Here is a 12,097-nt window from a genome sequence, read left to right on the forward strand (position 1 = left end):
GTGTTTTATTCCAAGTTAGAACAACATGTTCCAAGTAATTGGTCCTACAATACCGTCAACTACCAATCCTTTTCTAGCTTGATATTTCTTTACAGCATCTCGTGTGATAGGCCCAAAAATACCATCAGGCTTAACATTAACTGCTCGCTGGATCGCCTCAACATCTTTTCCACGATCACCAACCATGACATAGTGCCCTGGGTATGGTCGCACTGGTCTTGAATATACAGGGTTAGTCCGAGCTTTTTTCAAAGCTGCTAGTGTGATCGGACCTACGATCCCATCTTCACTAAGACCATACAGTCGTTGAAACTTCTTCACAGCTTCTTCGGTTTCTCTACCAAAAATCCCATCCGCTCCATATTCTTGCAGGTTCATACCCACATCGATCAGATAGTTTTGAATACGTTTTACTTCATCTCCACGATCTCCATAGCTAAGAAGAAGGATAGACTTTGTAGGCTCTGTCGTAACAACTTCTAGCGTTTCAGAGCCACTGAACAAATAAAAAGTGGCTGTTACATCACTTATAAATTCAGCCCATGTCACCCCGTAACGATTTAAAGCGTTCTGTGGATCTGTTCTTCTTGTAGGATCTAACGTTGAGTGTGCAACAATATCTGATTCTGGATCCAGGTTGAATTTATGACAAAGATAAGCGATGTACCACACATACCTACTATACGCTTCACTAAATGTAATACTTCCCCCCCAACAAAGCTCTACTCCGATTGCATGATCATTCGCATCACCGTTATATAAAGCATTATCAGTATTGACTACATATCGAACATGCCAGGCTTTTTCATCTAAAGGAATAATTTCTAGAATGACATCATCATCAATAAATGTATGTGCAGAAGCTGAAACGACGTTTTTTGCAAAATATGCGCGATTAGCATATGCAGTGGAACCAGCATTTCCTGTATCGTGCGCTACAATAAATGTTATTCCATCATTTTTTTCTTGTGGCCTGGATTTTCCTTTGCTAATATAGTCCCTCGTAATGGCATACTTGTTTTCAACTGCCATTTAACTCACTCCTTTTTTGCCACATTCTCTCTTTCTTCCTATATATGGTATGTGGAAACGAGTTGAGGAGGACTAGTTATCATTTCAAATTAATTAAAAAGGGCCACGGCCTAAGCCGCGGCATTCCTCTTCATTCTTTAAGTAAGATTGTTGTAGTCTGTAGAATCATTCATAAATGAATCTAGATGAACATTCATGCCTGGTTTGTTCTCAAGCCTGCTCAATAAACTTGTATACTCCGATCGATTGTCATCATTCTGCAGTGCTTTTAATGCTTTTTGTATCAAAATTGCGTCTTTTTGGTTGATATTCAAAGGCATTTCCTCCGTTTTTAAGCATTATTATTTCACACCTAAACAAAACATATTACTTCCTTTTGTTTGGGAGACTATATGGTGAGGTGAATACGTTGAATAAAGGAATCGTAACTGCTCTATCTGCCATTTCATTAGCTCAAGGGTTAAAGATCCTTACACACAAAAAAGAATCAGGAAAATGGGATTGGCGTCCTCTCTTACAAACAGGAGGAATGCCAAGCTCTCATTCAGCTGGTGTATCTGCCCTCGCTACGTACACCGCTTTACAAAAAGGAAAAGAATCCATTGAGACAGCATTAGCATGTGTTTTCGGTGTTATCGTAATGTATGATGCTCAAGGGATTAGAAGACACACCGGAGAAATCGCTCAATTAGTGAATGATTTAGATGAAGATATCGAGTTACTATCAGGTCATTACCCTGACCTTCTTCATGTTAGAAGGGAAGAAGAACTTAATGAACTCCTTGGACATCAGCCTGCAGAGGTTGCTGGAGGGGCCTTTTTTGGAATTGCCCTTGGTCTCCTTGCGCATACATTAGGAAAAAATAAACAGCCCAAACATTGACATCCTACCGAAACCGTGTATAATAAGAAATTGGGATCTCGAAATTCCCGTATTAACAACTAGCTCCTTTAACATTAGGAGAACTAAAATTCATAACTGGAAGGATATGAACAGCATGTCTCGAATTGGCTTACATCAAGTTATTGGCCATACTACAATTGCTGTTGATCCTGCTCACTCACACTGGCGCGGCTTCGGAGCCGTAAGGATGAAAGAGAGGTAGGGCTTTCGTTGTTTGAGAGATCAACAGATCTCTATGGTATGTTTACCGCGGCAATGAAGGAGTTACTGTTAATAAACTAACGATCGTTATATATAACCCAAAGAAAGAGCGCATCGCTTCGATGCGCTCTTTGTCAATTTTCACTTATCATTTCGATCGATTATGCCTGCAATTACGCCACCTGTATACATAATTGAAGATATGATTCCACTAATTCCAAAAGCTCCAAAAGCAAAGATCCACCTAAGAGGGTGCGGCTCTTGAATCGAAGCATAATCTGGCAAGTAATTTCCAAGAGTAATTCCAATAAACAATGCGACTACAAGGCCTGTAATCAGAATATACACGGCCATTTTTCTAAGTAAATATCCATTCATGAGCTAAAGCCTCCTTGCCATTTTCATTCCCTCATGGTGATCACGCAAACATCTTAGTCTTTCATATAGCCGGTGTCGTGAGTGTCGTGATGCAAGAAGCCGTTCTCTGCTCGTCTTTGATGCAGCATTTCATGGTTTTCATCCGTGTTCCAACCTATATCATTCTTAGGATGAACCCATTCATCACCTGACATGATAGAAGGATCGACCTCATCACTCCAGTTATTAAGGGGCGAGTCATCTGAATTATACAAACTATCACCGATCACCACCCCATACCGATTTACAAAAGGGGCTTTCATTTCTATACCTGTTCCCTTGAATGTCGGGGCATCGATCTGATGTGGTTGTGTCTCATCAAATATTGGTGAATCCTTTTGATTTTTATTTTCTTTCATTTTTCAGCCCTCCTGATAATGAATGTGGTTAGTATTGGATAATTAGACAGAACGTATGCGAAGGATAACTGAGAAGGGCATTATATGTTAAAATAAGTTCAGTTGATAATAAAAGGAGTTTACCTATGACAATGTTCGAACAACATCCATTTCTTTCGAATAATTGGAAAGAAGCAGGGTTTGACAAACTTTCCCCTGTTCAGGAACAAGCAATTCCACGCATTTTGAATGGAGAGGATTTACTTGTTGAAGCCCCAACAGGAACTGGAAAAACGCTAGCCTATCTTCTCCCGATTATTCAGGAGTTAAGAACTGATAAAACACACACGCAAGCGGTTATTCTCACACCGACTCGTGAACTTGCCATGCAAGTATTTGGCGTAGCGCAGAAGTTTCTTGAAGGTAGCGATATGAGTGCAGCATCTATGATCGGTGGCGCTGCTATCAAACGCCAAATAGAAAAGTTAAAAAAGCATCCAAAATTAATTGTAGGTACGCCAAACCGCGTAGCAGAATTGATTGAGATGAAAAAGTTAAAAATGCACGAAGTGAAAACAATCGTTTGTGACGAAGCTGATCAAGTCCTTCATCCATCTACGATGGAAGACGTGTCTTTTATCTGCCAATCCGCTATGCGTGATTGCCAACTGTTATTCTTCTCAGCAACCCTCTCTGATAAAGTAACGCAGCAGGCAAAGAAGCTATCTGAAAATGCAGCCCATTTAACAGTTGAGGCTTCAAAGCAAGAAAAAGAAGCAGTTTCACATAGCTATTACGTTACAAACCGTCGAGAGAAGCCCGAAGTATTACGAAAATTAGCTAAAAAAGAAGGCGTAAAAGCACTTGCCTTTGTTAACAATAGTGATTTCTTATCAAGACTTAAAGAAATCCTTGCTACAAAGAAAATCTCTTTTGACGTATTAGATAGCTCTACGAATAAAACAGAACGAAAAAACGTTTTGAACCGCTTTCGTAAGGACCAGATTCAATTATTGATTACGACTGACTTAGGCGCACGTGGTCTTGACATCGATAACATCACACATGTCTTCCATTATGATCTTCCTGAAGATGCTAGAACGTATGTACACCGTTCTGGAAGAACAGGAAGAATGGGTAAAGAAGGTAATGTCGTCACTCTTCTACTCCCTGGTGAAGAAAAATACCTTGAGAAAATTACAAATAAGCTTGGAATCGAAGTATCGAGGAAGAATGAAGCACAAAAGAAAAGAGTAAAGCGCAAATAATAAAAGCTGGCAATTAGGGGCTCCCTTATTGCCAGCTTTTCAATTTAAATCAATCACTATTAAACATATCGAACAGTCCTTTTGCCATACTACCTTCTCCTTTTGTCCCACCTGTTTGCGACATAACGGCAAAGACGCGGCTCGCCAACCGGCTAAATGGAAGTGATTGCACCCAAACTGTTCCGGGACCCAAAACCAAAGGTTTCGATACTCTTAGAACAAGATTAAGCTATTTCCAAACAAAAAAGATCTGCTCACTTAAAAAGCAGATCTTCTCAATGTTTATTTCAATGAAGTCATTTCTTTCGCGTTCTCATGAAGGACCCTTTTGACTGTTCGACACACTTCCTCGATATCGAATGGTTTAGCAAAGTGGGTGATAGCGCCAAGGTTCATGAACTCTTCTACAAGCTGTAGCTCACCGTAAGCTGTCATAAAGATAACCCGAATATTTTCATTAATCTTCTTTAAGGCCTTAAATACTTCTAATCCATCCATACCAGGCATCTTTAGATCGAGTAAGACAAGATCAGGACTCTCTTGCTTCACAAGCTCGATAGCTGTAATGCCGTTCGGAGCCTGCAGAGCTTTGAAGCCTTCTTTCTTAAAAAGTTCGCTTAACAAAATACGAATTCCATACTGGTCATCAACAATCAGAATTTTATTCATTCGTATGCCACCTCTGCTATTTAATCTCAGGTCTTGTCCTTCGTTATCACTATTGTGCACTATAATCAGAACCCTGGAAATAACTTCGTCGAAACTAGTCATAAGACTACATTTCTCGCACTTTTTCGCACTGTCTTTGTTCCCTATTAAGAATTCGAAACGCACTATAAAAGGTTGACTGTCCTTTTTTACCATTTTATAACGTTTCTTCACTGTTTCGGTTTTATTATGTTTGACATGGGGTATTGCCTACTAACAATAATTAGGAGGTTTTTAAAACCATGACGGGTCCATCGAAGCAGAATATTAAAGAAATTGAGAACAAAGCAAAACAAGAACAACAAGAGGCAATTAAAGCGCGCAATGTCGTGTTAGAAGCTACTCGAGTAAATTCCATACACCCATCTTAAAAACAGGCACTCGCTTTACTCAAGCTGTCGAGAAAATCTCGGCAGCTTTTTCTCGCTAACGCTCCTTTGGGGTCTAACCTGTCCCGCTCATCCCGCTGGAGCCGAGCATCCTTCTGCTCCAATCTACGTTGTTGTGAGATTGATTTAAATGATTTTTCATCAAATCCAGAACCTTTAATAAGCAACTTGAGATAATTGGAAAAGAAAAATATTTCTTTTCTAGTTGAAGTCAATAGTACTCGGAAGGTTCTGTTTGGATTCATCACAAGGATTGCACACAGCTTGACTCCCGCATTTGTCCGCATGAAAGCAAGCTGTATTCAAACTCCTACGACATCAGGAGCACAGGTTAACGTTTTGCTACAAACTGATGAGCAGGCTCTCGCCTCTCTTAATATGCAAAAAAACCTCCGCCACATTGGCGGAGGTTCTTGTTTATTTACGATATGTGCGTTCTAATTCAAGTTTTGCAGCATCGTCTAGTGTTTCAGGAGAATCCGGATCTTTCTCAAGAGTTCGTTCAACGTCTCTTTGAATCACATCATCCATCGTTTCTGCACCTGATGTTTCGACAATCATTTTTTCTACATCATGATTTACCATCGTTGAGACTGGCACTTCAGTTTCATCTAGCTCAGAAGCTTTTCGTTTCGAATAGCCGCTTGGAGCAAGTGCTTCTTCTTGATTCGATTTTGACTCCTTGTTTTTCTTTAAGTTTTTCACTTTGCCAACGAAATCATTGGATTTTGTTTTTACTGACTGGGCAAAAGATGCTGATTTGTCCTTAACGTTTCCAGAAACTTCAACACTCTTATCTTTCGCTTTCGTAACACCATCGCTAATATCGTTTCGAAGCGCCTTCCCTGATTTAGGGGCTAATAATACACCGGCAGTAGCACCCACTAACGTTCCAGCAAGAGCAGCAATCGCTGGCCCTTTCTTCTGGTTATCCTGTTTTTTAGGAGACTTATTGATACGAATAACTTCTCTCTGACCTGAATCTTGACCTTTTGGAGCAGGTTCGTGCTTCACATCGACATTGTGCTCAGAATTCTTCGTCTTCTTCATTATTGACCATCCTCCTTAACAGATTGAGTGTACGACTTCTTAAGACGATACTGTTCCCATAATCCTAAGATAGTACTACCCCAATTCGCTACTTTAACAGTGTTTCCCTGCTTGGATTCTACACCTTTTTCAAAAGAATCACTGATTTTGGAAAAAGATTTATTTAATCTCTGAAGAGAATCACCAGTATCTTTTACTGCCTCAAAAGCTGGCGTGAACTTTTCTGCTTTTTCTTGAATTTCATCAGTCAGAACATTAGTCTTGTGGAGCAAGACAGTCGTTTCCTTTGTTAAGCCGTCAATTTGCCCTTGCACAGAATCAATTGTTTCTGCAGTCTTTGAAAGCGTTGCTTCAGTAGACTTCAACACTTTAATAAGAAAAACACTTAACACTACAAATGCTAGAGCTATAATTGCAACTGCTACGTATAGAATGATTTCCACAATGAGCCTCCTACCAATTTATTTTGAGCATAGTTTCCAATACCCTTGTATAGGAAAGCTAATCGTAAAAATTTTTATTCTACATAATTTGGAAAAACCTGATGGATCGTTTCTTCTAACTCACCAAATAAATGCCACTCCGATTGGCTGTCTGTGAGATTTGCTTGTAGACTTGCTAGGATTGATTCATAATACCACCGTTGCTTTTCTCTCCCTCGACTAAATTTCTCAAAGACGCGATCTCCATCCTTCTGAAGCTCTACGTGTATTGTTCTAAGATTATGAAGTTTATCAGCACAAGCGATTTGTTTGATTTCGAAGGAGGCACATTCTAGATGGCGGATCGTATGTTTTTTTCGTTCTTCCCAAATGAGATTCTTATCAGGCTCTGAACACCCTTCTACCAACGTGGCAATTTCTAAACCGAACTCTTTCTCAAGATCTGAAAAAGTAGTAGTGGTATCTTCTAAAACATCATGAAGAATCGCTGCTGCTACAACCTCTTCCCTAACTCCTGATTGAAGTAAGTAAAAACCAACCGTTACAGGGTGGGAAACATATGGGAGTCTAGTTTTCTTTCTATACTGGTTATCATGAGCATAAGCAGCATATTCAACCGCTTTTTCAATGACCTTCATCAAAGCTTGTCTCCTCCTTCCTCTTAATAGCAAACCGCCTTTGATAGGTTACTAGTCTCCATACCCATTCTAATGGACCGTAAGCAAATGATTTGAGCCACACTTTACTTAAAACGATCTGAATGAAGAAAATGATCAGCAATAGTAAGATTCCAGTACTCACCCCTACTTCTCCATAAAATCCAAGACCATAGTTATAAAAAATTAGAGTACTCACTAATGATTGAAAGAGATAATTACTAAGCGCTAGTTTTCCGACCCATTCAAACACCTTAATCCGTTTTCCACTTTGATAGAGCAGGACAAAGGAAGCTATATAAAATAGTGAAACAAGAGGTCCACCGAAAGAATCTTGGAGGTGTAGATAAGCATATGAATCCAAGATGTAAGGTAGAAACTTAATTACAAACCCAACAAATCCTATGAATAAAAGTCTCCTTATAATAGGGAGGTTTGCAGCATCCCCATTAAGCCAGCCTTTCTTCGCAAACCCTGATCCAAATAAAAAGAAAGGTAAAATCACAAACAATAGGAAGAATCCATTCCACCCTCCATTTACGTATGCCCAATCACTGACTCTTTGTTCAGTAATTTCTTGAAAGCTCCCTGAACTATATACCTCGATCGATTGTTGAATCGCATTAGGTTGATGACTTGTAAAGTCCATAGCGTTAAGAGGTAGCATCAATATGAACAAGAAGATGGCATAAATGAGCCAAAGAATCATTCCGATTTGCAGTAACCTAGTACCTTTCAATTTAATAAATAAAAGAAGAACTAAGCCGCAGAGACTATATGTAAATAGGATATCTCCGTGCCAAATCAGGGTGAAATGGAGCACACCCAGGAACATCAAGAAAAGAAGCCTTCTTATCATTAATGGGTAAAACGGACCTCCCCTTTCTAACACTCGATTCCTAAATATAATAAACCCATAACCGAATAAAAAAGAAAATAGGGGATAGAAACTTGCCTGGGCAAAAAAGTCAATAACATGCATTGACCACTGGTTCACTTGATTCCCCCAGTATTCGATTTGGTCTACATAAATAAAGGGAGAATGAAAATCGATCATATTCACTAGAAAGATTCCAAGCAATGCAAATCCCCTCATTGCATCTATGGAATGAATTCTCTCGTTCCCTGAGACCGGTGTAAGATTTCCCCCCATGGTTTCACCCTCTTTCCCTCACTTTATTTCTTGCATATCTCTTCTAAATACTTTGAAGTTGTCATGATAAATTCTTTATCAAGCTCTGGATAATGTTCAAAATCAATTCCTTCCATAATATAAGCATGGAATTTTCGAACATCGCTTTTTATTTCTTCCCGTTGTCCTTCTGCAGTTAAGATTAACGCCTCAAGGACTCCATTCATAACCGCCACATCATCTTTACCATAGTGCCTAATTAAGTAGAAGGACTTATAAAGATATTGAAAGAACGATTTTGGTGAGGTCATAACCCTAAGATTTTTCTCCGAGTCAAAAAAGGTTTCCTTAGGTTGATACACTTCCCCAATTCTGTACAAGATTGAACCAAGACGATTCGTACAATTAATAGCCGTATGAGGATCATTCACAGAAGGCGAAATTGCCCGTAATGCAATTTCTACGAGTTTCTGAATTGAAAACTCCAAATCCTGAGTGTTGATTCGTTCTGTACCGATCGCGATCCGATTTAATAAGCTATTCTTTCCGAACGAACTGTTATCTTTCATCCATACAGTACCAAGGAGAGAACCTCGTTTTACATATTGTCCTACTACTACATTCAACCTTATGATCACATCATCCTGTGCTGCCCTTTCTACAAGATCGTCGTACTGAATCTCTTGAATGTATCCCATTTTTTCACTATAAATAGGAACGCCATCACTATCTCTTAACTCAAGCTTCTCCCAACTGTCCCACCCTTCAAATCTTTCTCCATCAATCATTTCCTCTTTCGTATCAAGTAAAGCAAGCGTCTCCCTTGTGATCTTCTGAATTAAGTTGCTCACCTGCACAAAGGAAGAGGAGTGATGGATAAATAATATGAAGAATAACAAGCAAGCGATCGCAATCAACACCGTTAATACAGGGGAAAGCAACAGCCTGTCGTCTTTACCAGTCAAGAAAAGCATGTTAACAAGAGCGAAAATGAATCCAGCTACAAATATACCGAGAACATGCTGAGTGAACCGATCTGAAATAAAGTCCTGAAGCGTCCTAGGTGAAAACTGTGAAGAATACGTTGTCAAGACGACCATAATAGAAGAAAATGAAATGGTGGTCATCGTTAAAATTGCTGTGACAAGCGGCCCATACAATGATTGTGCTATTTTCTCTGAAGCTAGGAAAAGGTTTGAATATGTTCCCTCAAGCTGCGAAACGAAAGCAATGTCGATCCATGTGCTCATTCCTACAACAATCGCGGATATAATTCCATAGACCACTGGTAAAAACCAAAAACTGTTTCTTAAATTAATGTGTGTTTTGGAGTCATTCATGAAGTACCTCTTTCTAATGATGTGCTATCATTCCTATTAGATTAAAAAAGAACATTTTTAATAAATATAAGGAATAAGGCGATTACGTGATTTACCCCACTCCTCATATCCAACACCAATTGACTTTGACATCATCTTTTCTTCAATACTTATTCGATACAGTAACATCGGGAGTACAAGCAAAGCTGTCACGATCACACCAATCCACACGCCCATGTAGATAGGAAAGCCGATCAAGATTAACAGTAATCCTGTATATAGAGGGTGTCTTAGTTTGCGATATGGGCCAGAGCTAACTAACTCAAGATCATCCTCTACGATCACGTCCCTTGAGAAAAACTGACCGAGCTCTTTAATTCCCCAGTACCGTAGTAATATACCTCCCCCGTAAATTAGTATTCCAATACTTCTCATTAAAGGAGATTCTTCTATATGAAACAAACTATACATGTTGAAGAATATAGTTAGAAGGATCGTTAATGAGGTCATCAATAAGATTAGTCGAAATGATCTTCTTTCCATAGTTGTTCGTTCCTTATTTTCTTTTCCTCGCTTAAAAACAAATTCTCCTACCCAGAAAGCAGTTAAGATGAAGAATATTATTTCCCACACATTCATTTCCCCCCCCCCTTTTCCAAACGTATTATATGCAGTATACCAGAGTTTCAAGGAATTAAATGAACCTCACGTTTATGGATGTATAAACCGGGGAATTTATACAATTGAACAAATGTAAGCCCTTACATTACGCAGAATTGGAGTGGTGCCTATATACACCTTTTCGCATAAATTGGGGTTTTTTGGTAATATAACAACCCGATCAGTTGTTATATATAGGGTTGTGATAGCGTCTCATCTTCTAAGAGTATATAAGAAGAGGTTAGAGCTTCTATCGTCCATTTTCTTAGATATTCTCCATTTATCCGCACTATTTGGGAAGCTGGTATTGTAAGGAAATGTTGGTTTGTTATACTCGAATAGTCGAATTGATTACAGCAAATTGTCCAGTGACACATGAAAAAAACACATTTAACGGTAAGTTAATAGGAGTGAAATGATGAATCTAGACGATGGAAAAAAGCGAATCGTAATAAAAATTGGAAGCAGCTCACTTACGAGCAGACTCGGAGACATTAGCCGCAGAAAACTAGAACGTTTGGTTGATGACATCGTAATGTTGAAAGATGAAGGACACGAAGTACTTCTCGTATCTTCAGGTGCAGTAGCTGCAGGGTATCGCAGACTCGGTTGCCTCGAGCGTCCGACATCTCTTTCTGAAAAACAAGCGGCCGCGTCCATTGGCCAGGGCTTATTGATGGAAGCTTACTCAGAGCGATTCATTTCCCATGGTTATACAGCTTCACAGATCTTGATTACGAGAAGTGACTTTTCCGATCGAAAAAGATATAACAACGCACGCAATACCATTAATGTATTGTTAGAACGCGGTATTGTACCGATCGTAAATGAAAATGACACAGTTACAGTAGAACGTTTGAAGTTTGGAGATAACGATACACTATCAGCTAAAGTCGGTGCTTTAGTTGATGCTGATCAACTTATCATCCTTTCAGATATAGATGGTCTGTTCAGCGACGACCCAAGGAAAAATCCTGACGCTGAACTACTTGAACATGTAACAGAAATCACCCCTGAAATCGAAGAGTCTGCTGGAGAGCCAAGTAGCTCTGTTGGAACAGGTGGCATGAGATCTAAGATCGATGCTGTGAAAATTGCTATGGCTTCAGGTACAAATTCATTCCTTGGTAATGCTTCAACAAAAGGTATTATTTATAACGCTGTTCAAGAGACAGCAAGAGGAACGTACTTCGAACCTGAAGGCGACGCAGAGCTTGACAATAAGAAGCAATGGATCGCATTTAATTCAGGCCCTGAAGGTGAAGTAATCGTTACAGATAAAGCAAGAGACGAAATTTCAGATCAAGAACGAAGCTTACAGCCTATCGGCGTCCATTATGTACACGGGCACTTTAAACCAGGTGCAGTAGTTAAGGTAACAGATATGGACGGTGAAGAAATCGGTCTTGGTGTGACGAACTACTCTTCAAAACACCTTAAGATGATTAAGGGGCTCACATCTGATGAGATTTCAGAATTGATCGATGTATCTGTAAAAGAAGCTGTTCATATCAATGATTTCGTATCACAAGATCAGCTTGCCATTCCACTTGGCTCATAATAATAATTAAGAAATCGAC

The 12,097-nt window shown here is 39.4% G+C and carries 16 protein-coding genes and 2 pseudogenes; 4 read left to right on the plus strand and 14 right to left on the minus strand.

From position 1 onward, the window contains the following. Positions 1–15: 15 nt before the first annotated feature. The 3 genes and pseudogenes from LCM09_RS04185 to LCM09_RS04195 form a co-directional block, all read right to left on the minus strand. Complete coding sequence (locus tag LCM09_RS04185) at positions 16–504, minus strand: peptidoglycan-binding domain-containing protein (protein WP_224880068.1); 489 nt, start codon at positions 502–504, stop codon at positions 16–18. Beyond that, a pseudogene (locus tag LCM09_RS04190) lies at positions 499–1,032 on the minus strand (peptidoglycan recognition protein family protein); the annotation flags it as partial. The gene LCM09_RS04185 and the pseudogene LCM09_RS04190, both read right to left, overlap by 6 nt. 137 nt (positions 1,033–1,169) lie before the next feature. Beyond that, positions 1,170–1,346 carry a hypothetical protein gene (locus tag LCM09_RS04195; protein ID WP_224878894.1) on the minus strand — a complete coding sequence of 59 codons (177 nt, stop codon included), beginning with the start codon at positions 1,344–1,346 and terminating at the stop codon, positions 1,170–1,172. Between the two features lie 86 nt (positions 1,347–1,432). Between LCM09_RS04195 and LCM09_RS04200 the strand changes: the two genes are divergently transcribed. Continuing rightward, positions 1,433–1,915, plus strand: a complete 483-nt coding sequence (locus LCM09_RS04200; protein ID WP_224878896.1) for a divergent PAP2 family protein — start codon at positions 1,433–1,435, stop codon at positions 1,913–1,915. A gap of 363 nt (positions 1,916–2,278) precedes the next feature. Here the strand turns inward: LCM09_RS04200 and LCM09_RS04205 are convergent, their stop codons facing one another. After that, positions 2,279–2,515: a hypothetical protein gene (locus tag LCM09_RS04205; RefSeq protein WP_224878898.1), complete on the minus strand. Its 237-nt coding sequence runs from the start codon at positions 2,513–2,515 to the stop codon at positions 2,279–2,281. A 53-nt stretch (positions 2,516–2,568) separates the two neighbouring features. Then, positions 2,569–2,913 carry a DUF3905 domain-containing protein gene (locus tag LCM09_RS04210; protein WP_224878900.1) on the minus strand — a complete coding sequence of 115 codons (345 nt, stop codon included), beginning with the start codon at positions 2,911–2,913 and terminating at the stop codon, positions 2,569–2,571. Between the two features lie 125 nt (positions 2,914–3,038). Here LCM09_RS04210 and LCM09_RS04215 point away from each other — a divergent pair, with 125 nt between their 5' ends. Then, a complete protein-coding gene (locus LCM09_RS04215; RefSeq protein ID WP_224878902.1) occupies positions 3,039–4,160 on the plus strand; it encodes a DEAD/DEAH box helicase in 1,122 nt (373 codons plus the stop codon). Positions 4,161–4,209: 49 nt separating this feature from the next. Here LCM09_RS04215 and LCM09_RS04220 read toward each other — a convergent pair. Together LCM09_RS04220 and LCM09_RS04225 are read right to left on the minus strand one after the other, a co-directional pair. After that, positions 4,210–4,350 (minus strand): annotated as a pseudogene (locus LCM09_RS04220) (TIGR00266 family protein); the annotation flags it as partial. Positions 4,351–4,442: 92 nt separating this feature from the next. After that, positions 4,443–4,829, minus strand: a complete 387-nt coding sequence (locus tag LCM09_RS04225; RefSeq protein WP_224878904.1) for a response regulator — start codon at positions 4,827–4,829, stop codon at positions 4,443–4,445. Positions 4,830–5,110: 281 nt separating this feature from the next. On the opposite strand from LCM09_RS04225, the gene LCM09_RS20675 reads away from it, so the two are divergent. After that, the gene (locus tag LCM09_RS20675) at positions 5,111–5,239 is read left to right on the plus strand and encodes a hypothetical protein (RefSeq protein ID WP_263622818.1); all 129 of its coding nucleotides are present in this window, start codon (positions 5,111–5,113) and stop codon (positions 5,237–5,239) included. Here the strand turns inward: LCM09_RS20675 and LCM09_RS04230 are convergent. The 7 genes from LCM09_RS04230 to LCM09_RS04260 all read right to left on the minus strand — a co-directional run bounded on the left by LCM09_RS04230 (position 5,236) and on the right by LCM09_RS04260 (position 10,496). Beyond that, positions 5,236–5,502, minus strand: coding sequence for a hypothetical protein (locus tag LCM09_RS04230; protein WP_224878906.1), 267 nt, complete (start codon positions 5,500–5,502; stop codon positions 5,236–5,238). The genes LCM09_RS20675 and LCM09_RS04230 overlap by 4 nt on opposite strands. A 172-nt stretch (positions 5,503–5,674) precedes the next feature. Further along, a complete protein-coding gene (locus LCM09_RS04235) occupies positions 5,675–6,307 on the minus strand; it encodes a YtxH domain-containing protein (RefSeq protein WP_224878908.1) in 633 nt (210 codons plus the stop codon). After that, a complete protein-coding gene (locus LCM09_RS04240) occupies positions 6,307–6,750 on the minus strand; it encodes a DUF948 domain-containing protein (RefSeq protein ID WP_224878910.1) in 444 nt (147 codons plus the stop codon). Before LCM09_RS04240 ends, LCM09_RS04235 begins: the two co-directional genes overlap by 1 nt. A gap of 74 nt (positions 6,751–6,824) precedes the next feature. Next, on the minus strand, positions 6,825–7,388 hold the full coding sequence (locus LCM09_RS04245) for an HD domain-containing protein (RefSeq protein WP_224880071.1): 564 nt from the start codon (positions 7,386–7,388) through the stop codon (positions 6,825–6,827). Then, positions 7,375–8,559, minus strand: coding sequence for a DUF418 domain-containing protein (locus LCM09_RS04250; protein ID WP_224878912.1), 1,185 nt, complete (start codon positions 8,557–8,559; stop codon positions 7,375–7,377). Before LCM09_RS04250 ends, LCM09_RS04245 begins: the two co-directional genes overlap by 14 nt. A 23-nt stretch (positions 8,560–8,582) precedes the next feature. Then, positions 8,583–9,878, minus strand: a complete 1,296-nt coding sequence (locus LCM09_RS04255; RefSeq protein ID WP_224878914.1) for a DUF2254 domain-containing protein — start codon at positions 9,876–9,878, stop codon at positions 8,583–8,585. A gap of 57 nt (positions 9,879–9,935) precedes the next feature. After that, the gene (locus LCM09_RS04260) at positions 9,936–10,496 is read right to left on the minus strand and encodes a methyltransferase family protein (RefSeq protein WP_224878916.1); all 561 of its coding nucleotides are present in this window, start codon (positions 10,494–10,496) and stop codon (positions 9,936–9,938) included. A gap of 439 nt (positions 10,497–10,935) precedes the next feature. On the opposite strand from LCM09_RS04260, the gene proB reads away from it, so the two are divergent. Then, positions 10,936–12,078, plus strand: a complete 1,143-nt coding sequence (gene proB, locus LCM09_RS04265) for a glutamate 5-kinase (RefSeq protein WP_224880073.1) — start codon at positions 10,936–10,938, stop codon at positions 12,076–12,078. The last annotated feature ends 19 nt before the right edge of the window (positions 12,079–12,097 follow it).

This window comes from Guptibacillus algicola (assembly GCF_020171805.1).
GTDB classification, from domain to species: domain Bacteria; phylum Bacillota; class Bacilli; order Bacillales; family Guptibacillaceae; genus Guptibacillus; species Guptibacillus algicola.